1 protein-coding gene is annotated in these 531 nt (G+C 76.3%); it reads left to right on the top strand.

What is annotated here, in order from left to right; genetic code table 11:
• The coding region (locus tag AB4Y72_RS19690; protein ID WP_441427814.1) for a DUF222 domain-containing protein at window positions 1-531 on the top strand (531 nt) is incomplete at both ends.

Here is a 531-nt window from a genome sequence, read left to right as displayed (position 1 = left end):
CCTGGCTCTCCGCGCACCTCCCGGCCGAGACCGCCGCCGGGATCTGGGACCGGACCACCGCGGCCGCCCGCGCCCTCCAGGGCCCGCACGAGGCCCGGACCCTGCCCCAGCTCCGCGCCGACATCGCCGCCACCTGGCTCCTCACCAACGGCACCGGCCACGACGCTGGCACTACGGGTGCGGGTGCGGGCGGCACCACTGCTGCGGGTGCGGGCGGGGGTGTGCCGTCGCCGCGGGCACAGGTCCTGGTCACCGTCCCGGTAATGTCCCTGCTCGGCGCCACCGAGGAACCGGCCGTGCTGGACGGGTACGGGCCGATCCCGCCATCCATGGCCCGCCGCCTCGTCGCCGACGGCGCCGGCTCCTTCTACCGGGTCCTGGTCGACCCCCGCGACGGCGCCCCGCTGGAAATCGGCCGGACCCGCTACCGCCTCACCACAGCCCTGCGGCAGTGGCTCCGGCTCCGCGACGGCCGATGCCCGTTCCCCGGCTGCAACAACCCCTCCCTGGACAACGACGCGGACCACCTCC

It is taken from the genome of Arthrobacter sp. YAF34, from assembly GCF_052113245.1.
Lineage (GTDB): Bacteria > Actinomycetota > Actinomycetes > Actinomycetales > Micrococcaceae > Arthrobacter.
The sequence above is the reverse complement of the archived record's forward strand: the minus strand, read 5'-3'. Positions and strand labels throughout refer to the sequence as shown.